The organism is Dysgonomonas sp. 37-18 (assembly GCF_001899125.1).
Classification (GTDB): Bacteria; Bacteroidota; Bacteroidia; order Bacteroidales; family Dysgonomonadaceae; genus Dysgonomonas.
Genome location: NZ_MKVC01000023.1, coordinates 1 through 23,949, shown reverse-complemented (window position 1 = coordinate 23,949; position 23,949 = coordinate 1). Strand labels below are relative to the sequence as shown.

The following is a 23,949-nucleotide window of genomic DNA, read 5'->3' as shown; positions in this document are numbered from 1 at the left end:
TCTATTTCTTTTTAAAATGATTTTTTCTACTAATTTACTTGTTAGTAACTAAACAAAAAATGTGCCACCTGAGTTTTTGTCATATAATGTATTTGAATGACAATCACATTTCTTAATTAAATTTGACTTATTTTTCGTTTCAGTCGTTTCTATTAAAAACCTAATGTCATGCAGAATGAAACAAAATCGTCTTTTTCTATCTTCAAGACGCCTTACTCTCATTCAGCATGACAAAGAGGTTGATTTATTTCTTATCAGAAATTATTTACGAATAATGGTCTGCGCTCTGTCCGGTCCGAGCGAAACAATACGAATAGGCACACCTAGTTCTTTTTCGAGGAATGCAATATAATCGCTGAATTCTTTCGGGAACTGGTCTTCCTTCTGCATTTTTGTCATATCGGTTTTCCAGCCCTTCATTTCCTGATATATAGGTTTGATACTATCATCTATCTCGAAAGGGAATTCGGTTACTCTCTCTCCGTTTACTTCATAAGCCACACAGGCTTTTATAGTTTCGAATGTATCGAGCACGTCGCTCTTCATCATTATCAGCTGGCTCACACCATCTATCATTATAGCATAGCGCAATGCAACCAGATCTATCCATCCGCAACGACGCGGACGACCTGTTACCGAACCAAACTCAAATCCGAATTCACGCAACTTATCTCCCGTAGCATCATGCAGCTCGGTAGGAAACGGCCCACTACCCACGCGTGTACAATATGCCTTGAAGATACCATACACCTCACCGATGTTTCGAGGGGCAACACCCAGCCCTGTAGAAGCTCCGGCTGTAATTGTATTGGAAGAAGTAACAAACGGATACGATCCGAAATCGATATCCAGCATTGTACCTTGTGCTCCTTCTGCCAATATTTTTTTGCCCGACTTGGTAGCATTATTTATAAAGTGCTCGCTGTCGATAAAAGTAAATTCTTTGAGCTTCTTCACTCCTTCAAACCACTCCTTTTCGATATCAGCCAGCGCATTTGTATCGTAATTATATTGATTGAGAATTCTCAGATGTTTTGCTTTGGCAGCATTGTATTTTTCTTCAAAGTTGTGAAGAATATCGCCCACACGCAAACCGTTGCGGCTAACCTTGTCGGTATATGTAGGTCCAATACCCTTACCTGTGGTTCCTATCTTAGAGTCTCCCTTCGATGCTTCGTAGCATGCGTCGAGCAAACGGTGTGTAGGAAGGATAAGGTGAGCCTTCTTTGAGATATATAGTCTCGATTTGAGATCATGTCCCGATTTTTCCAATGCTTCTATTTCTCCTTTGAATAAAGCAGGATCGAGCACAACACCGTTGCCGATAACATTCAGTTTATTTCCCTGAAATATACCGGATGGCACTGAACGGAGAACATACTTTTTGCCTTCAAACTCAAGTGTATGCCCTGCATTTGGGCCACCTTGAAAACGGGCTACGATTTCATAATCAGGCGTTAGAACATCTACTATCTTTCCTTTACCTTCGTCGCCCCATTGCAGGCCGAGCAATACATCTACTTTCATTTTTTCTTATTAATACGAGTATTCTTACTTTCTGTTACTTTATTCTTTTTTTCTTCTGTCTTCTTAGCCCGCATACATTTGTTGCATATACCATAAATATACATGCTGTAATAGCTAACCTTGAAGCGTTGTAGTTTTTTCTGTTGTGCAGGAGTGAACAGGTTGCCATTTTTGTGCTCTTTCACCTCGCCGCAACTAAGACAGATCAGATGGTCATGGTTCTCATTTCCATAAGCGCGTTCGTACTGAGACACATTTGCTCCAAACTGATGCTTGACTACCAGATTACAATCCAGCAACAGCTCTATAGTATTGTACAATGTGGCTCGGCTAACCCTAAAACACGACTGCTTCATAGAATTGTAAAGGGAATCCATATCGAAATGCCCTTTAGTAGAATAGATGTGATCCAGTATTGCGTATCTTTCGGGAGTTTTACGATGCTTGTTTAAATTCAGATAATCTGTGAATTCGTTCTTAACTTGGTCTTTTAGTTTAATGTTATCCATTTAAAAAAATCTGATCTGAACAAAAATACATCTTTTTAAAGAATAAACAGTGGTATAACCTCAGAAAAAAAAGAAAGTGTTCATAAAAATCAGTATCTCAAAGACTTTATAGCAGAAAAAAGAAAAAGAGAACTCTCACGAGCTCTCTTTTTCGAAAGGAAATCAAAAAGAATATTAATAAATATTCAGGTTAGTTGTTTTACTGTCGTCGCTTGGTATGTCTTTAGATTGAGCCTCAACCGCACCATACTTGTATTCAATCGTATCTGTCTTGGTTTTCCCACCAAAGTCCATCCATGTTATTTCAAATGTTACTTTATCTCGTCCTGCTATCAAATATGGCGCTAGATCGAAAGATACATAGCCACTCACAGGATAATGCTCCGGATCTTGTCGTTGGTTGTGTCTGAATTCCAGCTTCACCACATCACCTGACACCGACAAGTCGGGCTGTGCTGACACAAGATTGAGCATGTGGGCTGTGGTTCCGCCACTGTTATATCCAAAATAGATATTCAGATAGCCTCCGCTTGCCCATGCAGAATGAACCTTAATAGGATTGTGACCGATGCTGTCTTGCTTTGCCTGATCGTCGGACGGAATGTATACTACGCCCTTTGTCAACACTTCTTTGTAGCCGTTGAGTTTGATCGCATGATCATATCCTTGATATTGGTCGGATAAAATTGTGTAGTTTATAATAGCTCTGTTATATTTTGGTTTCAGATTTAACCCAACAGGAGCTGCAATCCACAGTTTTTTTCCATTGTCGAGCGTAAAATCATACGTATTTTCTCCCACTTTGTTTACGGTTACCATAGACACCCAGTATTTATCGAGTGAGTAACCATCATCGTCCGAACAAGAAGAAAATCCTGCTGTTAAAACAAAGCCGAGAATTGATGCTAAAAATAGTTTTACAGTTTTCTTCATAACTCTTTAATTTTTTAATGTATAGTTTAAAATACTTTTGCCTTACAATATAATAGACAATATTTCGTCCCTCATGTTGCATGAGAAAAATATAAATTAATGTTAAACAATTAGTTATTATCTATAATACAGAAAGTTAACTACCTCTTCTGTTTGAAAAATTCTTTCATCAAAGAAGCGCATTCGTCTTCCATGACACCGGAAACAACTTCAGTTTTGGGGTGTAATATGGATGGGGAAAATACAGAGTAGCCTTTTTTTTCATCTTTTGCCCCATATACAATTTTAGATATTTGAGACCAGAGTAAACCTCCGGCACACATCGGGCATGGCTCTATGGTAACATACAGAATACAATCGGTAAGATATTTACCACCAAGTACATTGGCGGCTGACGTAATCGCCTGCATCTCTGCATGGGCTGTGACATCGGTGAGCGTTTCGGTGAGATTGTGTCCACGTGCAATGATACGCCCCTTGCAAACAACTATTGCCCCTATAGGCACTTCTCCCTTGTCGAATGCCTGACGGGCTTCGTTAAGAGCCTGACGCATATAGTACTCGTCGTTGAGAATACTGGTTGTCATCGGCGCATTTCGTTTTCGCCAAAGAGCGTAGGATAATCCTGTTCAAGGCTTTTGAGCACATGGGTAATAATTGTTTCCCTGCACCATCGAGAACGGTTGGCTATCTTGTATTTTTTGATGTACGAAGATATAAGGGCATACTCTTCTTCGTTGAGCGAGAAAAGCAAATGCTTCGTGCGGTTACTATGTGCCCCTTTCTTCTTTGGTTTCATTGCTGCAAAAGTAAGTACTTATCTGAATATCTGAAAGGATTTTCAGAAGAATATACATTTAGTCTAACCTTTAGCCTCATCTTCTTCAAAATTGATGCGCAACTGAACAGCATCGTACCAACCCATTTCATCATCGCTATTCTTTACCCCCAAACCAATAAGGCGAACTTTAGGAGATAGATCAACGAGCTTAAGCAACTCAAATCCTGCTTTGTAAAACGATTCGTAGTCTTCCACAGCATCTGCGAATGTACGGCTTCGGGTTATTATCTTAAAGTCAGCATATTTGATTTTCAGCGTTACGGTTCGTCCCTTAAACTTCTTCTTCTCTAAGTAATCGAACGTATCACGCGCCACGGCATCCAACTCCACCGCCAATTCGTCAAGCGAGTCGATATCCCTGTCGAAGGTTGTTTCGGAGCTGATGGACTTTCTGATGCGTTGCGACTCTACAGGACGATAATCGATGGCTCGTGCATTCTGATAATAAATATGTCCTGCTTTACCAAAAACAGATACAAGTTCATTCTCCGAACGTTGCTTCAAGTCCCACCCCGTCTTGATACCCATTTGATGCATTACTTTGGCGGTGACCTTCCCTACCCCAAAGAATTGCTCAATAGCTAGTGATTCTACAAACTGCTCAGCTACTTTAGGCTTTACAACAAACAGCCCGTTTGGTTTATCCTGATCGGAGGCAATCTTTGCTAAAAATTTATTAAACGAAACTCCCGCCGAGGCCGTTAGGTTTGTAGCATCTCGTATTTTTTGCTTTATCTCCTGTGCTATCTGAGTGGCTGAAGCTATATTCATATTATTCTCGGTAACATCGAGGAACGCCTCGTCCAGCGAGAGGGGTTCTACCAAATCGGTATATTCGTGGAATATCTCCATTATTTGTTTCGAAACAGACTTGTAGACATCGAAGCGTGCAGGAACGAATATTAGATGCGGACATTTACGCAAAGCCGTTTTGGAAGCCATAGCCGAACGTACCCCGTAGCGACGTGCCTCGTAACTGGCTGCCGCCACTACTCCCCGAGGTCCCGCATAACCCACAGCAAGAGGCTTACCCCTGTATTCGGGATAGTCGCGTTGCTCGATAGATGCATAGAAAGCATCCATATCTATGTGGATTATTTTTCGCATATTCTTTCTTACTCCAACTAAAAAGTAACAAAAGTGTACATAAAAATCTTATTGCAATAATTATTTTAAGACTTTCATAATATTACCGGGAGGACGTTGTGCTTGCAGCTCTTTTTTCATGAAGTCCATATAGGGGGCTATATGTTCGAAGAACTTGTAATAGCCATTACATAGATAATTTATTTCTTCGCCCGATTGAGTTTTTGAAATTCGGTTTTTAGGGCATTCGCCACGACAAGCAAACAAATACTTACATTGCTTACACTTAGATGACAAGGAAGCCGACTTTGCTAACCCAAATTCGGTTTGTTGCGTCGAATACATCATCTCTATCAATGTCTTGTCGTTTATATTACCCAACTTATATTGAGGATATACAAAGTGATCGCAAGAATACACATCACCATTAAATTCCATAACTCCGGCATGTCCGCAATTCTTAGCAAAGATACAAATTCCGGGGTCGACACCAACCCAATTGGCCAGTGCAGAATCGAAGTATTGAACAAAATAGATTCCGACATCTTTCCTTACCCACTCGTTGAATATAGCAATGAGAAAATCGCCCCATTTTTCGGGTGTAACACTCCATTGAGTTACGTTCCCATTGCTGTCTCTTTCCACAGCCGGAGAGAATTGGATGTAATGAGAATCGATATCTTTAAAAAACTGATAAAACTCTAGCGGATAGTTGATATTAAAGTCATTTACAACTCCCATTATATTGTATTCTACTCCATGCTTCTTTAGAAGATTGATACCCCGCAAAACATGATCGAACGTCGGACGCAGATCTTTTGTTGTTCTGTATTTGTCATGAAAGGGCTTGGCCCCATCAATGGAAATGCCGATCAGGAAGTTGTTTTCTCTAAAAAATTCACACCATTCATCGTTCAACAGCGTGCCGTTGGTTTGCAGAGTATTCGATATCTGTTTCCCTTTAGCATATTTACGTTGCAATTCCAGTGCTTTCTTATAAAACGAGATGTCACGCATCAAAGGTTCGCCTCCATGCCATGTAAACAGTATCGGCTGCATGGTTTGTGCCTCGATGTATTGAGAGACAAACCGTTCCAGAAGATCGTCACTCATTATTGTCTTATTACCCTTGTCGGGATACAGCTCCTTCTTCTCCAGATAATAACAATAAGTGCACCCTAGATTACAAACAGCACCTATTGGCTTGAGCATCACATACAGAGGCTTTGCAAAAGGAGCATACGTTTTCGAAGACATCCGGTCTGGTTTTAGATTGTGATATTATTTCTAGTTGATAATAGAAGGACGGAAAAAGTTTTTCACTCACTTAAAACTCATCTACCTTGAGTTTCTTTCTATAATTATCGAGAGTAGTCTGCAACTCCTTCGTTATTTCTTCATACCCTTCTTTTCCGTAGAGATTATGTAATTCAGTCGGATCATTTTGCAAGTCAAACAACTCGTTACAATTGATATCTTCATCATTGCCTATTTCTCCTTTACCGTAAAAATGAATCAGCTTATACCTTTCTGTCCTCACACCATCATGGCGGCGTACATTGTGAATCGCAGGATAGTCATAATAGTGATAATATAAATCTTTTCTCCAATTTTCAGGAGTCTTGCCGTCAAACAATCCTTCAAGAGAAACTCCGCTCATTTCTGTCGGTTTCCCTATTCCGGCTAATGACAAGTAAGTAGGAGCAAAGTCTATATTCTGCACCAAAGCATCGGTTTTCGTCCCTAACTTTATGGCTTTGGGATAACGTATTATCAGCGGTGTTCTGAACGATTCTTCGTACATAAAACGCTTATCGAACCACCCATGTTCTCCCATATAAAAACCTTGATCGGAGGTGTACACAATAATTGTATTATCCATCAAGCCTTCTTTCTCGAGATAATCAATCAAACGTCCGACTTCATCGTCAATCGATTTTATACAGCGAAGATAATCTCTCATATAACGTTGAAATTTCCAATCGAGCAGCGCATCGCCGGACAGGTTACTATTAATGAATTCCATATTCTTAGGATGATAGGCCTTCTCCCAAGCTTCACGCTGAGCGGGAGTCATTTGATCCATCGCTTGTTGCAATCCACCGTCACTCCATTCCTTATTATAGGGTGGTGTATTCTTGAATTCATTTAGCTTCAGATCATAAATAAATGTCATGGTCTTATCGATAGTCATATCCTGAGTGCGGGCAGCAGAGCAACGGCTTTCGTAATCGTCATAGAATGTTTCCGGTTTTGGGAATTCTACATCCTCGTACAAGTCATAGTACTTCGCTTCGGGCATCCAGTTTCTGTGTGGAGCTTTATGATGTACCAACAGGGCAAAAGGTTTGCTCTCATCTCTGTTTTTAAGAAAATCTATCGAATGAGTTGTAATCAGGTTGGTTGCATACCCCTCTTCGCGTATGTATTTGCCGTGAGAGTCTTTCGTTTTGAAGCTCGGATTATAATAATCTCCCTGATCGTTAAGCACGCAATAATAATCAAAACCTTTTGGTTCGCATTGCATATGCCATTTACCTACAACTCCTGTTTGATATCCTGCCTGCGTAAGTAATTCAGAAAAAAAGATTTTGGTTGTATCTATACCTGCACCGAGCTGACGTTGCCCATTCTGATGGCTATACAAGCCTGTCATAAGACATGCACGGCTAGGGGTAGACAGTGAGTTTTCGACAAAAGCTTGCTTAAATAACATGCCTTCGTTCGCTAATCGGTCTATGTTGGGTGTAGGTGCTAACTTGGAGATAGGATGCCCGTATGCACTGATTGTCTGAAACGAATGATCGTCCGTCATTATATGAATAATATTGGGACGAGATTGAGGTGCATCACTCTGTTTATTTTGGCTATAACTATATGGGCTGAGTATTGACGCAGGAATAATTACTAAAGTAAACCTCTTTAAATCTATCATGGAATATCAGGTGTTTGGGTTAAAACAATACTCTAAAATTAATAAAAATAAATTGAATGATAAAACAAAAGTAACACGCCTCAGGCTGTTACTTTTATATTCCTTTCCTAACATCTAATGTTATACTTACTGAAAGATAGAAAATTGCTGGTTCGAGAAGCGAAAAAAGAATCATCACTTATTACTGATACCCATATTCTAGAAGCAATGTTTCTATTTTTTTCCACAGTTGCCCATTTTCGTTAATCTCAATAACGTGGCTATGCGACTTGTCGAAACGTGAAGTTAAAATGAATTCGTCATCCTCTCCCGCCAGATCAGCCATAAAACTATGAGTCAATGCCATTTTAGGATAGTTGTCGCGAAACAGCATTTTTGTTTTGCGATGAGAATGATTTAAATAAACTCCCAAAATAAACTCGACACGCTGATTGAGGCTCAAGGGATATGTTCCCAATGATGGTTTGTAAAGCGTATTGAAGAGTATCTTCTCATCTTCATATTTTAAAGACTGCAAGCAGTTGCAAATATTGTTGGAAGAAAAAGTGATTGTAGTCTCTTTACTTTCATCGTCAGTTTCTGTTTTTACATCTAAGTCTTCTTTTACATTCACCTCTCTGAACAAGCTCTGACATAATTTCTTGAAGTTATCAATTCTTATTTGTTCGGGTAAATCATCAGGTTTTAATGTAAATATCTGAACAATATTTTTATTGTAGTTAAAACTTCCGGGTTGTTTGCTAAACACAAATCCAAAGATACGATAAGCACTTGGAGGATATTTTGAGAAATTCCACTGTTCCTGATATTCTTTCGAAAGGTAGCTCATTCTGTTTGTTTATTTTTACTGAAATGCTCTAAATGATGTATATTTATATAATATACAATAGGGGGTTTTTACTTCTTTATTTCCTTTTTGTAAAATCCATGCCAATTAATAAAAACAAATATAATTGTTTTTTAGCAGACCGAAAAATAAGGGATTTTTAATCGAGTGTAATGTGCTTTACTTCTATCTCTTTGTTCAGAAAAATAGTTGCCGCACCTGAAAACTTTTCGGAAGATTCGGTTGTAAAATAATGCGTCTCTCCGTTTTTGGTACATGCCTCATCCATCTCGGGATGCCGTCGCAGATAATCTTTGAGGCTATGGGCAATGTATTCTCCCTGAGGCAAGGCGGTTACCTCCCGGGGTAGGACTTTCTTTATCTTATTCAGCAACAACGGGTAATGCGTGCAGCCAAGAATAAGTGTATCTATATCGGGATCTTTAGCTAAAATATTATCGAGATTTTTTTTCACAAAGTAATCTGCTCCTTCACTTTCGTATTCGTTATTTTCTACCAAAGGAACCCACATAGGGCAAGCCTCACCGGTTACTTTTATATCGGGAAACAGTTTGTTTATCTCTATCGGGTACGACTGCGACTGTATAGTGCCCACTGTACCCAAGACTCCTACATGCCTGCTGCGTGTTATCTGTCCGATAATCTCGGCTGTAGGGCGTATAATACCCAACACCCTCTTATCGGGATTCATATTTGGCAGATCTTTTTGCTGAATGGTACGCAAAGCTTTTGCCGATGCTGTATTACAGGCAAGAATAACAAGATTACACCCCATATCGAACAATGCCGTTACGGCCTGTTTGGTAAACTCATAGACTACCTCAAACGACCGAGCGCCATAAGGTGCACGCGAGTTATCGCCAAGGTAGCAATAATCGTATTCGGGCATAAGGGCTTGTATCTCCGATAGTATCGTGAGACCTCCATATCCTGAATCAAATACACCAATAGGTCCGGGTTTAAGCATCATCTTTTTGTTTCTGCAAAGATAAATACAATATTGAAGTTATTTGATTAATCTTGATATTAAAAATTAATATGTTCTTGTGTTGAGCTTTCGGATTACAAATAGCAATCAACGGAGTGTAACGTAGTTAAATCCGAAAGGACGAGCAATCTTTCGTTCTTGTGGATTTGAAATCCGCAAGTTAGGTTTCGTTACAGGGGATTTGTAATCACCTGCCATCTACTATAAGGATTTTACAATCTGAAAGAAACTAAACAATAATAACATTTAGCAGACCATTCCCCCCTGCATAATCTATAGCAGAACTATACTTATACTCCTCCGGCTTATTAACAATTTCGGCTACCACTGGATTTTGGTGGATATAATTCAATTTTTGTACTAAATAATCATACATATAAATAGGTTGCATATCGTTCCCATCTTGCCAAAAATGATAATTCTTAATCTTCTTATCGTTTCGTGCAGCGTACTCAAAACGGTTTAACATCCATTCGCAACGCGACTCCTGAATGTCGCTCTCTAACGAATGCATAATTTGCTTATTTGTATGTTTCTTGAAATCACGCAGAATGTCACTCATCGTATTTTCTCCTTCTGCACTTACAATCATATGCAAATGATTACTCATTAATACCCACGCATATATTAATAAACCCTTGTTTTGTTGACAGTATTGCAATGACTCTATTATGATATGTTTATATCGTGAACGAGTAAAGATATCAACCCAATCGACAACTGTAGTTGTTGTAAAATATATATCTTGTGCTATTCGGTTTTGTATATTTATCATGATTCTATTGCGGATTGCAAATCCTGCTAATATATACTTTCGGATTGCAAATCCGAAAGGACGATCGGACAGTAAAATTGGAGAGGAACAAATCTTCTCTTTACTTTTTAATCTTTATCGGGATATAGATATCCTCTTCAGATTCAGGATCATTATTTTTATATTTCTCACCCAACACTTCAAAATGAGGTCTGTTATTATCTAAGAGATATTCAGATTGGGGTAGCCACTCATTAAAAATATATCCAAAGACACGTGTATCTGTACTCAACCCCTTATAATGAATCAGGGCATAAAGTCCTCCTTGTATAGTATAACTTTCCATATTCTGAGGAATATCTTCAACCAGTGAAACCTCTACAGCAGCCCACTTTCTAAAATTTATATTTGGAGAAAAATCAAAAGAAACTGGATAAATTTGCATAGAGATTAAATCAGAATTTATTATACGTTTAATTTCATGCTTTCGAGGCATAAAACTTCTCCACAAATTTGCGGTCAAGTTATTAGCATAAGACATTTCTAAAGATAATCCTACTAATTTTCGTTCGTTTAACTCTATTATTTTAACATTCAAATTTTTCATTATATTTCTATCTTTATCGAATGTAATTAATACTTTCGTTGCAGGGGATTTGTAATCACCTGCGTTCTACTATAAGGATTTGCAATCCGAAAGATTAAGTCATGAGGGATTTGCAATCACCTATTCTAATACTATGCCAGCTCGCTCAACTCCAGCCAACGCATTGTCTTTTCTTCTATCGCCTCTATCAGTTGACTGATACGATTTGATTTCTGTAACAACTCATCGGTAGATAATGTACCGCTGGATAATTCATTTTCAAGGTTCGCTTTTTCTTCTTCGAGTTGCGGTATCAGAGCGTCGAGTTCTTCAAACTCACGCTTTTCTTTGAAAGAAAGCTTTTTCTTTTCTTCATTCTTAGGCTGCGCCTGTTGCACCTTTTCTTCTTTAGGCTTCGCAGCCTGTTCCTTTTCTTTTTCAAGAAGCTCCTGCACCTCTTTCCACTCTCGGTATTGAGTATAGTTGCCGGGAAAATCTTTTATACGTGCGCTTCCCTGAAAAGCAAGTAAGTGATCTACCACCTTATCCATAAAATAACGGTCGTGCGATACCACAATCACACAGCCTTTGAACTGTTGAAGGTATTCTTCGAGAATATTGAGCGTAACGATATCCAAATCGTTGGTAGGCTCATCCAATACCAAGAAGTTAGGGTTGGTTATCAAGACTGTACAGAGATACAGACGACGTTTTTCTCCTCCCGAAAGTTTATAGACAAAATTGTGCTGTTTTTCGGGTGGAAAGAGAAAATGTTGTAGAAATTGTGATGCTGTCAGCCTGCTGCCATTGCCCAAATCTATCACCTCAGCTATATTCTGAACCACGTCAATAACCTTCATCTGTTCGTCAAACTTCAGTCCGTCCTGACTGTAGTAACCGAATTTTACAGTTTCGCCAATATCGAACCCTCCTTTGTCGGGAGCAACCTCCCCCATCAGCATTTTGATGAAAGTAGATTTCCCCGTACCGTTATTTCCTACAATACCCAGTTTTTCGTATCGGGCAAACACATAATTAAAATCTTCGAGTATCTTAATATCTCCAAAGGATTTGTAAACATGCTGTGCTTCGAAAATCTTATTGCCGATATATGTACCTTTCATCTGTAATTGCACATTTCCAGCATCACGCACCTGCTGGGCTTTCTTTTCCAAGTCGTAGAATGCATCGATCCTCGACTTTGCCTTCGTAGCCCGGGCTTGCGGTTGACGACGCATCCACTCCAGCTCTTTACGCAAAATATTGTTTGCACGATCCAACTCGGCATTCTGGGCAGAAATACGCTCGTCACGCTTTTCGAGATAGTACGAAAAGTTTCCTTTATACTGATACAACTGTTGTTGATCTATCTCTATGATTTCGTTACATACACGATCGAGAAAATAACGGTCGTGCGTTACCATCAACAGACTCAAACGTGAACGTTGAAGGTATTCTTCGAGCCACTCCACCATATCGAGGTCGAGGTGATTGGTAGGCTCATCGAGAATAATAAGATCGGGTTCGGTAATCAGCACATTGGCAAGTGCCACACGTTTGAGCTGTCCTCCCGACAGCTGCGATATTTTTTGTTCGAAATCGGTAATTTTCAGTTGTCCCAAAATCTGCTTTGCACGATGCTCGTAGTCCCATGCCTGCAAAACATCCATCTTCTGCAAGATAGCATCAAGCCCCGAATGATCTTTCGAGTTGATTACCCTTTCGTATTCGGCAATGAGGTCTGTAACATCATTCCCCGAATGGAAACACGCTTCTAGCACCGTCAGATTTTCGGGATAGGCAGGATCTTGTTCAAGATACGCAACACGCAAGTCGCGGCGAAAAACAACAGCTCCGCTATCGTAAGGTTCTTTTCCTGTGAGTATATTCAACAAGGTGGTCTTGCCCGACCCATTTTTTGCGATCAGCCCGATGCGTTCGCCTTCGGCTATACCGAATGATATATCACGAAACAAAACCAAATCACCAAAGCTTTTTGTAAGTCCTTCAACTTGCAGGAAAGAAGCCATATATATTTTGAGTTATAAATTGAAAACTATTTTTCTAAACCGAGATTGTATTTCTAATCATCGCAAAGGTAACCAAAAAAAGAACTGCCTGATATTATAAGTAACCTAAAACGTTATCTCTACATATCACGTACACTCAGTCATACTGACGACAGGGAGTATCTTTTGTCTTTAACAAGTAAAATAAGACAATAATATTTTCAAATCCCCGGTATAAAAAAAGTGATTTTTCCTTTAGGGTTTTTCTTTTTTCAACGATCATATTATGTATACGGTCATTTTAGTCTATCACTTTAAAGTATCGACAATCATCATGAAGACACAATTTCTTAGCAGCTTCGTTGCTCTGTTTATTTTTGGAGTCATTCACCTGAATGCTCAATGCGATCACCAACATCATGGGCATATCTGTACAAAAGCTTATGCTGCAACAGACCCCTCCGCTCCTCTTACCCCTTACGAATTTGAACGCAGAAATCTCAACGATGATGACATACTGATAGAGATACTGTATTCGGGTATCTGCCACTCAGATATACATACCGTTAAAGGCGACTGGGGGCAAGTAGCCTATCCGCTTGTTCCGGGACATGAGATTGTGGGCAAGGTAGTGAAAGCAGGCAAGAATGTTACTAAGTTCAAAGTCGGAGATTATGCAGGCGTGGGTTGTATGGTCAACTCGTGCGGAGAATGTTACTACTGCAAAGCAGGTGAAGAACAATATTGCACCAAAGGGGCTACTTATACCTACAGCAGCAAGGAAGGTGACGGATATACGCAAGGCGGATACTCAAATAACATCGTTGTCAGAGAAGCTTTTGCGATAACCATACCGAAAGGTGCTCCTCTCGAAAAAATAGCTCCTCTCCTATGTGCAGGCATTACTACCTATTCGCCGTTGAAATATAATAAGGTGAAGGCGGGCGATAAGGTTGCCGTTGCGGGTTTTGGTGGATTGGGACATATGGCTGTGCAATATGCTGTAAAGATGGGAGCCGAAGTTACTATTTTCGACATTACCGAAGATAAACGTGAGGCTGCCGCCAAACTGGGTGCGGTAAGATATGTAAACACAAAAAATGCAGACGAATCGAAAGGTCTGGAAGGAACATTCGATCTCATTTTGAGCACGATCCCCGTTTCGTTCAGCGTAGAATCGTATCTGTCGATGCTGAAAGTTGATGGTACAATGGTTCTGATTGGTGTTCCGGCTATCAAAGACATGCCATCTGTGCAAACGTGGGCTCTGCAAGGACGCAAGAAAATATATGGAACGTTGATTGGCGGCATACGCGAGACACAGGAAATGATGGATTACTCGGTCGCTAACAACATTTACCCGATGGTAGAGATTATACCGATACAACAGGTAAATGAAGCATACAAAAATGTACTCGCCGGAAAAGTTCAATTCCGTTACGTTATAGACATATCATCTTTGAGATAAGAGTTTTGCTGAATTCAATAAGCTTTTTATGCTTGGAGGCTGATAAGGATTTTTCATCCTATCGGCCTTTTTCTATAATGAAGCAAACAGCTGGTGCAATATAGGTATCAGCAATGCAGTCATTACCCCCATCAAGCCGATGGCAAGCCCGCTCAATGCGCCCTCTATCATCCCCATTTCCATTGCTTTGGCTGTACCTACTCCGTGTGAAGAAGCTCCCATAGCCAAGCCTCTGGCAACACTGCTTTTGATACCCAGCAAACGTAATATAGGTGGTCCGATAATACTTCCGAATATACCGCAGAAAAGCACAATCACCGCCGTAAGCGATACATTACCGCCCGACTGTTCGGCAATACTCATCGCAATGGGTGTAGTCACCGATTTGGGTTCGAGAGAATGGATAAGCATCTGATCGGCTCCTGTTATTCTCGCTAATAGTACCACACTGAGTATCCCCACAATGCTACCCATAAAGATAGAAGTAAGGATGGATATTACATTGCCCTTAAGGTATGCCAACTGCTCGTATAGTATATAGCCTAACGCCACAACGGAAGGCCCGAGCATGAAGCTAACAAACCGGCTACTCTCTTCAAAAGTCCGGTAATCGATACCTGTCACCTTTAAGAATGCTATAATAATAGCAATGGCAACAATCATAGGATGCAACAAAGCGATGCGTGTCTTCTTAAAAACCCATTGTCCGAACAGGTAACTGCCAAAAACAAGGAGAAGCGTAAATTCTGTGGATTCAAATAGTGCTCTCATTTTCTTCTTTGTTCCATTTGCTGTTGAACAATAGCGACAACCACAATAACCAATACCGTACTCACCGAACAAACGATGAGTATAGACATCCAGAATTTACTGATCACACCATACGCACCCAATAAGCCTGCTCCGGCAGGAATAAAGAATATTGCCATGTTGCGGGTAAACACATTTGCTACGTCTTTTACATTGTCGGGAGAGATAGCCTTGAAGTAAAGACTGAGGAATAATAAAATCATTCCGATGATATTCCCGGGAACGAATCCTTGAATAAGATAACTGATTCCTTGTCCCAAGAAATAAAACAGGAGAATGATAAAGATACCTTTTATCATTTTCATAACGATAACCTTCTAATTAACTCGGGTACAAAGTTAGATGTTTTTTATTGATAAGCTATCAGACCTCACTTTAATTTTTCAGACAGAGTAAACTCCCTAAGTATTATTTAACTATGTAGATTTTAAAGTCATTTCAGAAGCTGTAAATATTTATCAAAAACGCTTTTATTTAGAAAAAACAAACCTAAAAGCACAAATATTTGTGAACTTTATATTATGTTTGTGCGTTTGTTTGTTAAAAGGGATTTAAAAAGGACACAATAATAACATTAAATAAAAAATTAAAACCAGAACAAATTTTTTAACCGTAGCACATTACAATCTGAAAAAATAATCAAATCTTAATTTTAAATATTTAAAGTATATTTTATTGTATAATAATTTATTAAATAATTGTATATGAAAAAAGTATTATTCGTTTTTATGTTTGCCTTATTGGCAATCGGAGTGCAAGCACAACAAGGTGAAAAATCAGGCGTTCTTCAAGCCGGTTATCAATCAGACCCGGGTCGTTTGATGATTGGTGCTGAAGGCAGATACAACATCACTAACAATATTCGTATTGCACCGGATGTAATGTTCTTATTTCCTAAGAATAAAGTTACAGGGCTTGATATCAACGTAAATGCACATTATGTATTTCCATTAGAAGGTAATGTAAGCGTATTCCCTTTAGCTGGTTTGGCAATGTTGAACAATCGCTATTCTGGTAGTAATGGTAGTGGCAGTAATGGCTTCACAAACTGGGGATTCAATCTTGGTGGAGGCTTGGAGTATAATCTGAGCAGCAATACTTTCTTAAACCTCGAAATGAAGTATACATTCAGCGATGCTGACCATTTCACTGTAGGATTTGGATATGGTGTTAAGTTCTAAATATCTATAAATAATAAAAAAGGGAGAATAAAGATTCTCCCTTTTTTTGTGTCTATTATTTAACCGTCTACTCTTCAAACATCTCTAACGAAAAGTTCTCACCATCGTATACGCCATAAGAGAAAAACTTAATCCAATCGCCCAATATCACGACCCTGCCGGTAGCAGAAATCATCAGATCGAGCATTATATGCCGATGTCCGAAGATGAAGAAGTTGATATTCGGAGCCAGTTTCAAATGATTTTTGGCATAGACCACCAAGTGCTCTTTATCTTCACCAAAATAGTCCGGCATCTCGTCGTTCTCACGATTGTGGTTCGACCACCATTGCGCAAAGCCTACCGTCCAACGGGGATGAATAGCGGCATAAGCTTTTCTGCATATTTTGCTATGGAAAACAGACCGCAGGATTTTAAATGATGCAGAATCATCACCTAAGCCATCTCCATGTGCCAGAAAAAACTTTTTGCCGAATATTTCTTTCACCAAAGGCTGAACATGAACAATCATACCACACTCTTTCTGTAAGTAGTCGGTCACCCAAATATCGTGATTGCCGATAAAGAAATGCACCTCTATACCCATATCTGTAAGCTCGGCTACTTTGCCCAAGAAACGGACAAATCCACGCGGAACCACATTCCGGTACTCGAACCAGTAGTCGAAAATATCACCCAACAGATAAACAGCCTGTGCATCTTGCTTTACCATGTCAAGCCAACGACACAGCTTGCGCTCCACCTCATGTTGTGGGAAATAACTTTCTTTGATTTTTACAGATGGCAATGTCATCATCTGTTGCTTATCCATTCTTTTCTTATGAAAAGCAGAACCCAAATGGGTATCGGATAAAAAATAAACTTTCTTTCCCACCGCCTGTGTTTTATAAAAATCCTAACTCAAGTTTTGCCTCTTCGCTAAGCATATCTTTGTTCCACTCGGGCTCGAAAGTAAGATCTACGATCACATTATTGACTCCCGCAACCGACTGTACTTTATATCTTACATCTTCGAGTATAAAATCGGCTGCCGGACAGTTTGGAGCTGTCAGCGTCATTGTGATGGTTACATTTTTATCATCGTCTATATCCACTTCGTAGATTAGTCCGAGATCGTAAACGTTGACTGGTATTTCCGGATCGTAAACAGTCTTCAACATGTTTACTATTTTGCTTTCTAATTGTAATAAATCACTCATAATTCATTTTTTGTATGTGAGTTATAAACATTCTTTGGCATATAATGTTTACAATCACCCTCTGTTAGAGGTACAAAAATAATGAAAAAAGATGATTATACGAACATCGCCCGGTTCAAGTCGTATGCAAAATTAGCAACCCAAGAGCCAAAAGATGGTGCTTGCCTGAATCGACCGGTATCGTCGTGCCATATACGAATTATCTGACCCCGCGATCCCCTGTTTGCAGGAGCCATATCCAAGCACAAGTGATTACCCAAACCGTCGTCGGTAAAAGGTATCCACGAGCGACTATGCCACACTTCTTGTACGCCATCGTCTGCATTTGCCATCGCATCATCAAAGGCTCCGGCAGTAGCCAGACGTTGCCAAATAACCCACTCTTCTACAATACGCTCAAGACTCATCAACTCTTCACCGTTGACGATGCCATACGCATTAGGTATCTGCCCGTTATGTATTTTATAAAATTCGAGAAAATCGATGGGTAACTTTACACCAAGCACAGACTCGGCCCAGCCTATCTGTTCTTGCGTTGCCCCGGGTAGTAATACTGCATCAGGTCTCACGCCTCGTTTCAATAAATAGCTCTCTATACGAGGCCAACTTTGCTCTACAATTGAGTTTTGTGTAATAGCGGTTTTCATCTTAATACTTATTTTGCTCTTCTATAATCTCCCAGTATCCATATAGCTGTAGTATGAGTTGTCACAAACAATAATATGATCGAGCAGGCGGATATCCATAATATGTCCTGCTTCTTTGAGCCGCTTTGTAATCTGATCATCATCGTCGCTCGGTTGAGTGTTTCCCGAGGGATGATTATGACACAGTACCATAGCCGAGGCTAAGGATTGGATACCTTCTTTCATTATCAGACGGATATCCACTACTGTTGCGGTCAAACCACCTTTACTTATCTGTATATTTTTCACCACTTTATTAGCCCGGTTAAGGAACAAAACCCATACTTCTTCATGCTTTAGGTCTGCTAATATCGGATGAAATATATCATACACATCTTTACTGGACGTAATTTGCGGACTGACAAGGGCTTCAGACAATTTCCTTCTTTTTCCCAATTCCAGTGCCGCCACTATTGTTATTGCTTTCGCTTCTCCTATTCCTTTAAAATCCTTTATAAGGTCTTTTATTTCCAATTTACCCAGAGTGTTCAGGTTATTGGAAACGCTATGTAAAATCCGTTGGGACAGCTCAACCGCTGTTTCGCTTTTATTGCCCGAACCGATCAGTATACCTAGCAATTCAGCATCAGAAAGTGCCGATACCCCTTTTAACAACATCTTTTCGCGGGGTCGGTCTTCTTCAGCCCAATCCTTAATGTTTAGTTTCGTATTAAGTTTCATGTAGGTTATTTGTCTCCTAGATCCATTCAACTTCAAAAATATACATAAAATTTGAATATAAAATATTTTTCATAAAAAAAATAAGGCCAGTTTTGAAAACTGACCTTATCCTCTATAAAAGTAATAATTACTATGCTTTTACTCTTTCTACATACGAGCCGTCGGCTGTATTAATTTTAATTTTGTCTCCTTCGTTAATAAAGAGTGGAACACGCACCTCAGCCCCTGTTTCTACAGTAGCCGGCTTTAACGTATTGGTTGCAGTATCACCTTTCAGTCCGGGTTCGGTATACGTTACCAAAAGTACAACGTTCTGAGGCATTTCGGCTGTCAATACAGTTTCTGTTTCGGCATGCACCTGTATCTCTACCATATCTCCTTCTTTAAGAAAAGCCACCCCGGCTATCATATCCCCTGCAAGAGATATTTGTTCGAAAGTTTCGGTATTCATAAAGTTATACCCCATATCGTCCTGATAAAGGAATTGATACGGACGTCTTTCGATACGCACTTCATCCAGCTTCACTCCGGCATTGAATGTTCTTTCAAGAACACGTCCGGTAGTTACACTTCTCATTTTTGTACGTACAAATGCGGCGCCTTTACCCGGTTTCACATGAAGGAATTCGATTATTACATAATATTGTCCATCGATATCGATGCACATACCGTTTCTTATATCTGCAGTAGTTGCCATTGATTGTATTTTATTGTTATTATTTTTTTCGAGTTGCAAAGATAATAAATTACATTTATCAGCCAACAGTTATCAGTTAACAAACAACTTAGAACTTATTACTTTACAAATCCCCTGTTCTTCAACAGATAAATCGGATTAGGTTCTGCGCCCCTGAACTTTTTGTACAATACCATTGGCTCTTCCGATCCGCCTTTCGACAATACGTTTTCACGGAACGATTTTGCAGTTTCCTGATCAAAAATATTTCCTTTTTCTACAAAAGCCTGGAATGCGTCAGAGTCCAAAACTTCAGACCACAAGTAGCTGTAATATCCCGAAGAATAGCCTCCGCTGAATACATGTTGGAAATACGTGCTTCTGTATCGAGGTATTATTTCGGAGATCAAGCCGATTTCTTTCATTGCATCTGCCTCAAATTTATCTACGTTCAGTTTTTCAAGACCTTCGCCATGTTTAGGGTCAAAGTTTGGAGAAGAAGCGGTCAGCGTATGCCATTTCATATCCAGAATTGCAGCAGCCACAAGCTCTGTGGTAGCAAATCCCTGATTGAAGTAACCCGCATTCTGAATCTTTTGTATCAGTTCGGCAGGAATAGTTTCGCCTGTTTCATAATGCTTTGCATACATCTTCAATACTTCCGGCTCAAATGCCCAGTGCTCCATGATCTGAGAAGGCAGCTCTACAAAGTCGCGAACAACCGATGTACCCGACACGCCGTTGTAAGTACATTTAGATAACAATCCGTGCAATCCGTGTCCGAATTCGTGGAACATAGTTTCCACCTGATCGAGTGTCAACAGTGCCGGCTTGCCATCTGTTGGAGGGTTGTAGTTACCCACATTGTAGATCAATGGATAAACAAACTCACCTTTATATACTTCCTGTTTGCGGAAGCTGCTCATCCATGCTCCCGGACGCTTACCCTGACGTGCAAAATCATCGAAATAAATGATTCCTATAAATGAACCGTCAGCATCACTTACCTCGTATGCTTTTACGTCTTGCTGATATACAGGTATATCTGTTTTCGGCTTGAATGTAATGCCATATAGTTTGTTTGCGACAGCAAATACACCTTCACGCACATTATCTGCTTTGAAGTAAGGTTTCAAAGCCTCTTCATCCAATGCGTATTTTTCTTTACGAAGCTTTTCGGCATAGTACCACCAGTCCCACGATTCTATTTTTATATCATGTCCTTCTTTTTTAGCAATAGCTTGAAGTTCGGCAGCCTCTTTTTGAGCTTGCGGCAGAGCATACTTCCATATATTGTTTAGCAGCCCCATCACATTTTCAGGAGTCTTAGCCATTGTTTCTTCGAGTACATAGTCGGCGTGCGATTTATAGCCAAGCATATTTGCTTTTTCAAGTCTGAGACTTACTATCTTCTTTATGTTTTCTTTGTTGTCGAATTCATTTCCGTTATCACAACGCATATACATCGCCTTATATAGTTTTTCGCGAAGCGCGCGATTGTCGGCATATTGCAAAAACGGCTCCCAGCTTGGTTTGCTCAGACCAAACACCCATTTACCTTCCAGCCCTTTGTCTTTTGCTGTTTTAGCAGCAGCGGCAATCACATCCTCAGGAAGTCCCGAGAGGTCTTCTTTTTTGTCTATTACCAATTGGTAGCTATCTGTCTCTTTCAACAGGTTCTGATTAAAACTAAGCGATGCGTTGCTCAGCTCTTTGTTGATCTCACGCAAACGTGCTTGCTTCGAACCATCGAGCAGGATACCCGAACGGACAAAGCCTTTGTATGTTTTATCCAACAACATCTTTTGCTCTGTTGTCAGGGTCTTTACTTGCAGGCTATCATCGTACACGGTTTTGATGCGAGCAAAAAGCTTTTCGTTGAAGTTGATATTATCATAGTGCTCGGTACGTAAAGGCGTAATCTCCTTTTCTATATTCTGATACACAGAATCGGACATTGTGCCTGTCATTACAGAAAATACAGAACCTACCCGATCAAGCATCCGGCCCGACTCGTCCAAAGCCACTACTGTATTTTGGAAAGTAGGTGCTTCGGGGTTATTGATGATAGAATCAATCTCGGCATTATGACGCTTCATTGCTTCTTCGAAAGCAGGCATAAAATGTTCTGCTTTTATTTTATCAAAAGGAGGAACCCCTTCCGGAGTGTCGAATTCGGAAAAGAAAGGATTATCTTTCCCATCCTTATTGCTTGTAGTGTTACAAGAATAAACCATAATTAGAATACTAAGAATAAATAAGATTTTCTTCATACAAATAAGTTAATCGTGTGAATGATTAGATTTTATGACAAAAGTAAGTAAAAATAACGTTAAGGAGAAACATTTAATCGGCTTCCACAATAAAAAACAGCGGAATTAACAGATAATCCGATTAATTTTCTTAAACTTGTATGGTTTATAAAATTTAAGAATCCATGAACAAACTTCTAAGTAGCCGAAACCTCATTTGCACATTTCTGCTAATTAGCATTTTTTCATTCACCCGGTGTGCAGGCAGTATCGAAAGCAAGTTGCAGGCAATAGCTGCCGAGACAAACAAAGATTGCCCTAAGACATTGGATCAGTGGACTCGCCTAGATAAGTGCGTTGCTGTAGGCAGTAGTAATTTTGAGTATCATCTTACCATACTACAAGTGGTGATAAGTGATACCACCACTTTCAAAACACAATTGAAGCCGCAGCTTTTGGAGGTATTGAAAACAAATCCCGACTTAAAAATATTCAGGGATAACGATATTACCGTAAAGTATATATACAACGACCAAAATGGAAAGTATATATTTTCTACAATCATAACACCTCAAGAATATAAGCAATAAAAAGGATTACAAAATAAAATATGGAAGACAAACAACGCATGTTTCAAAATCCATTTTCTGCAAAAGGACGTATCCGCAGATTAGAATATGGACTTAGTTATCTTATTTATGTAGCATACTATTATACGATTGCCCTCATTCTTGCCTTGTCTGGAATACTTGAGGATGTAAACTGGAGTTTTCTTATCATTTTCCTTCTTTTGATACCAGCCTATTGGTTTTTGATTGCACAAGGAGCGAAAAGATGCCACGACAGAGGTAATAGCGGATGGTTTCAACTCGTCCCTTTTTATGCTTTTTGGATGCTTTTTGCAGGAAGTGATTATGGCGAAAATGAATATGGGTTTAATCCCAAAGGCGAAGGCAACGAAAGTGTAGAAGATATGATAGACAATATAGGAGTACCCGAACAGGAGTAAAAGAAGATAAAAAAATGATATTAGACAAATTAGAAAACTCAGGAAAATACGAACATCTACACCCGCTGTTTAAAGAGGCATTCGACTATCTGAAATCAATTGATTTCTCGAAAGCCGAACCGACTAAAACAGAGCTGAAAGGTAAAGACCTTTTTGTAATGGTAAGCGACAGCGACCTGAGAGCAGCCGACAATGCGAAGCCGGAGGCACATAACAAATATATAGATATACAACTGCCAATAAGCAGGCCTGAAACCTTCGGGTGGAAAGCTCACCAAGACCTGACGCATCCTATTGGCAACTTTGATGAAGAAAAAGACATTCAGTTCTTTGACGACAAAACTGAAACACAGATAACAGTCTTACCCGGCAACTTTCTTATATTCTTCCCAGAAGATGGGCATGCCCCTTGTATAGGCGAAGGACAGGTAAGAAAAGTAGTGGTAAAAATAAAAATATAAGTTCCTCCCCCACTTTGGGAGACGAACTGTAATTAACAATTGACAGACATGCTTAAACTCATTAAAAACGACCCTTGGTTAGAACCTTATGCAGCAGCGATAGAAGGCCGTTATGAATATATCCAGAAAAGAGAGGCCGACCTTACCTGCAACGGAAAGGTCACTCTTTCTGAATTTGCCTCAGGACACCTGTATTTTGGGCTTCACAAAACAGAAAAGTCGTGGATATTCAGAGAATGGGCCCCGAATGCAACCGCTATCTATATGATAGGCGATTTCAACGGCTGGCAAAAAACTGAAGAGTTCAGACTGCAACCAAACGGTAACGGTGAGTGGCAAATAGAACTGCCTCTGGACAAAATAAAACACCACGACCTATACAAACTTATTGTATGTTGGAATGGTGGAGAGGGCGAACGTATCCCCGCATGGACAACCAGAGTAGTACAAGACCATCATACACATATATTCAGCGCACAGGTGTGGGATCCGTTGCTACCTTATGAGTTTC

General features: G+C 39.7%; 26 protein-coding genes and 1 pseudogene. 6 read left to right on the top strand and 21 right to left on the bottom strand.

What is annotated here, in order from left to right:
* Positions 1-261: 261 nt before the first annotated feature.
* The 13 genes from BGO84_RS07760 to BGO84_RS07700 form a co-directional block, all read right to left on the bottom strand.
* Entirely contained in the window at positions 262-1,527 is a 1,266-nt protein-coding gene (locus tag BGO84_RS07760) for an adenylosuccinate synthase (RefSeq protein WP_291028695.1), read from the bottom strand.
* A complete protein-coding gene (locus tag BGO84_RS07755; protein ID WP_283685844.1) occupies positions 1,524-2,036 on the bottom strand; it encodes a transcriptional repressor in 513 nt (170 codons plus the stop codon). The genes BGO84_RS07760 and BGO84_RS07755 overlap by 4 nt, the downstream gene beginning before the upstream one ends.
* Before the next feature lie 174 nt (positions 2,037-2,210).
* Positions 2,211-2,969, bottom strand: coding sequence for a NigD-like protein (locus tag BGO84_RS07750; protein WP_135104754.1), 759 nt, complete (start codon positions 2,967-2,969; stop codon positions 2,211-2,213).
* A gap of 140 nt (positions 2,970-3,109) precedes the next feature.
* On the bottom strand, positions 3,110-3,556 hold the full coding sequence (locus tag BGO84_RS07745; RefSeq protein WP_291028694.1) for a nucleoside deaminase: 447 nt from the start codon (positions 3,554-3,556) through the stop codon (positions 3,110-3,112).
* Positions 3,553-3,768 (bottom strand): hypothetical protein, encoded by a 216-nt coding sequence (locus BGO84_RS07740; RefSeq protein ID WP_018074919.1) that lies wholly within the window; start codon positions 3,766-3,768, stop codon positions 3,553-3,555. Before BGO84_RS07740 ends, BGO84_RS07745 begins: the two co-directional genes overlap by 4 nt.
* 63 nt (positions 3,769-3,831) lie before the next feature.
* On the bottom strand, positions 3,832-4,917 hold the full coding sequence (gene dinB, locus BGO84_RS07735) for a DNA polymerase IV (RefSeq protein ID WP_291028693.1): 1,086 nt from the start codon (positions 4,915-4,917) through the stop codon (positions 3,832-3,834).
* Between the two features lie 60 nt (positions 4,918-4,977).
* A complete protein-coding gene (locus tag BGO84_RS07730) occupies positions 4,978-6,153 on the bottom strand; it encodes an anaerobic sulfatase-maturation protein (RefSeq protein WP_291028692.1) in 1,176 nt (391 codons plus the stop codon).
* A 70-nt stretch (positions 6,154-6,223) separates the two neighbouring features.
* On the bottom strand, positions 6,224-7,831 hold the full coding sequence (locus BGO84_RS07725) for a sulfatase (protein ID WP_291028691.1): 1,608 nt from the start codon (positions 7,829-7,831) through the stop codon (positions 6,224-6,226).
* A 181-nt stretch (positions 7,832-8,012) separates the two neighbouring features.
* On the bottom strand, positions 8,013-8,660 hold the full coding sequence (locus tag BGO84_RS07720) for a hypothetical protein (RefSeq protein ID WP_291028690.1): 648 nt from the start codon (positions 8,658-8,660) through the stop codon (positions 8,013-8,015).
* A gap of 157 nt (positions 8,661-8,817) precedes the next feature.
* Positions 8,818-9,645, bottom strand: coding sequence for a glutamate racemase (gene murI / locus BGO84_RS07715; protein WP_291028907.1), 828 nt, complete (start codon positions 9,643-9,645; stop codon positions 8,818-8,820).
* Positions 9,646-9,895: 250 nt separating this feature from the next.
* Entirely contained in the window at positions 9,896-10,441 is a 546-nt protein-coding gene (locus BGO84_RS07710; RefSeq protein WP_291028689.1) for a transposase, read from the bottom strand.
* Positions 10,442-10,541: 100 nt separating this feature from the next.
* Positions 10,542-11,027, bottom strand: a complete 486-nt coding sequence (locus BGO84_RS07705) for a GyrI-like domain-containing protein (protein ID WP_135104749.1) — start codon at positions 11,025-11,027, stop codon at positions 10,542-10,544.
* Positions 11,028-11,158: 131 nt separating this feature from the next.
* Positions 11,159-13,036, bottom strand: a complete 1,878-nt coding sequence (locus BGO84_RS07700; RefSeq protein WP_291028688.1) for an ABC-F family ATP-binding cassette domain-containing protein — start codon at positions 13,034-13,036, stop codon at positions 11,159-11,161.
* A gap of 313 nt (positions 13,037-13,349) precedes the next feature.
* On the opposite strand from BGO84_RS07700, the gene BGO84_RS07695 reads away from it, so the two are divergent.
* Positions 13,350-14,483, top strand: a complete 1,134-nt coding sequence (locus BGO84_RS07695; RefSeq protein ID WP_291028687.1) for an NAD(P)-dependent alcohol dehydrogenase — start codon at positions 13,350-13,352, stop codon at positions 14,481-14,483.
* Positions 14,484-14,555: 72 nt separating this feature from the next.
* On the opposite strand, the gene BGO84_RS07690 is transcribed toward BGO84_RS07695, so the two are convergent.
* Positions 14,556-15,254, bottom strand: a complete 699-nt coding sequence (locus BGO84_RS07690) for an LrgB family protein (protein WP_006843368.1) — start codon at positions 15,252-15,254, stop codon at positions 14,556-14,558.
* Positions 15,251-15,598: a CidA/LrgA family protein gene (locus BGO84_RS07685; RefSeq protein WP_135104745.1), complete on the bottom strand. Its 348-nt coding sequence runs from the start codon at positions 15,596-15,598 to the stop codon at positions 15,251-15,253. The genes BGO84_RS07690 and BGO84_RS07685 overlap by 4 nt, the downstream gene beginning before the upstream one ends.
* A 399-nt stretch (positions 15,599-15,997) precedes the next feature.
* On the opposite strand from BGO84_RS07685, the gene BGO84_RS07680 reads away from it, so the two are divergent.
* On the top strand, positions 15,998-16,474 hold the full coding sequence (locus BGO84_RS07680) for an outer membrane beta-barrel protein (RefSeq protein WP_291028686.1): 477 nt from the start codon (positions 15,998-16,000) through the stop codon (positions 16,472-16,474).
* A 67-nt stretch (positions 16,475-16,541) separates the two neighbouring features.
* On the opposite strand, the gene BGO84_RS07675 is transcribed toward BGO84_RS07680, so the two are convergent.
* The 6 genes from BGO84_RS07675 to BGO84_RS07650 all read right to left on the bottom strand — a co-directional run bounded on the left by BGO84_RS07675 (position 16,542) and on the right by BGO84_RS07650 (position 21,989).
* Positions 16,542-17,270, bottom strand: a complete 729-nt coding sequence (locus tag BGO84_RS07675; RefSeq protein WP_366246698.1) for a UDP-2,3-diacylglucosamine diphosphatase — start codon at positions 17,268-17,270, stop codon at positions 16,542-16,544.
* An 88-nt stretch (positions 17,271-17,358) separates the two neighbouring features.
* On the bottom strand, positions 17,359-17,676 hold the full coding sequence (locus BGO84_RS07670) for an iron-sulfur cluster assembly protein (RefSeq protein WP_026177074.1): 318 nt from the start codon (positions 17,674-17,676) through the stop codon (positions 17,359-17,361).
* A 92-nt stretch (positions 17,677-17,768) separates the two neighbouring features.
* A complete protein-coding gene (locus tag BGO84_RS07665) occupies positions 17,769-18,320 on the bottom strand; it encodes an SMI1/KNR4 family protein (protein WP_291028684.1) in 552 nt (183 codons plus the stop codon).
* Positions 18,321-18,341: 21 nt separating this feature from the next.
* On the bottom strand, positions 18,342-19,040 hold the full coding sequence (gene radC, locus BGO84_RS07660) for a DNA repair protein RadC (RefSeq protein ID WP_135104741.1): 699 nt from the start codon (positions 19,038-19,040) through the stop codon (positions 18,342-18,344).
* A 130-nt stretch (positions 19,041-19,170) separates the two neighbouring features.
* Positions 19,171-19,737 carry an elongation factor P gene (gene efp / locus BGO84_RS07655; protein ID WP_135104740.1) on the bottom strand — a complete coding sequence of 189 codons (567 nt, stop codon included), beginning with the start codon at positions 19,735-19,737 and terminating at the stop codon, positions 19,171-19,173.
* A 98-nt stretch (positions 19,738-19,835) separates the two neighbouring features.
* Positions 19,836-21,989 (bottom strand): M3 family metallopeptidase, encoded by a 2,154-nt coding sequence (locus BGO84_RS07650; protein WP_291028683.1) that lies wholly within the window; start codon positions 21,987-21,989, stop codon positions 19,836-19,838.
* 164 nt (positions 21,990-22,153) lie between these two features.
* Here BGO84_RS07650 and BGO84_RS07645 point away from each other — a divergent pair, with 164 nt between their 5' ends.
* The 4 genes and pseudogenes from BGO84_RS07645 to BGO84_RS07630 form a co-directional block, all read left to right on the top strand.
* Positions 22,154-22,558 (top strand): hypothetical protein, encoded by a 405-nt coding sequence (locus tag BGO84_RS07645; protein WP_291028682.1) that lies wholly within the window; start codon positions 22,154-22,156, stop codon positions 22,556-22,558.
* 20 nt (positions 22,559-22,578) lie between these two features.
* Positions 22,579-22,977: a DUF805 domain-containing protein gene (locus tag BGO84_RS07640; RefSeq protein WP_291028681.1), complete on the top strand. Its 399-nt coding sequence runs from the start codon at positions 22,579-22,581 to the stop codon at positions 22,975-22,977.
* A 14-nt stretch (positions 22,978-22,991) separates the two neighbouring features.
* Complete coding sequence (locus tag BGO84_RS07635) at positions 22,992-23,438, top strand: YhcH/YjgK/YiaL family protein (RefSeq protein WP_291028680.1); 447 nt, start codon at positions 22,992-22,994, stop codon at positions 23,436-23,438.
* A 48-nt stretch (positions 23,439-23,486) separates the two neighbouring features.
* Positions 23,487-23,949: pseudogene (locus BGO84_RS07630) on the top strand (1,4-alpha-glucan-branching enzyme); the annotation flags it as partial.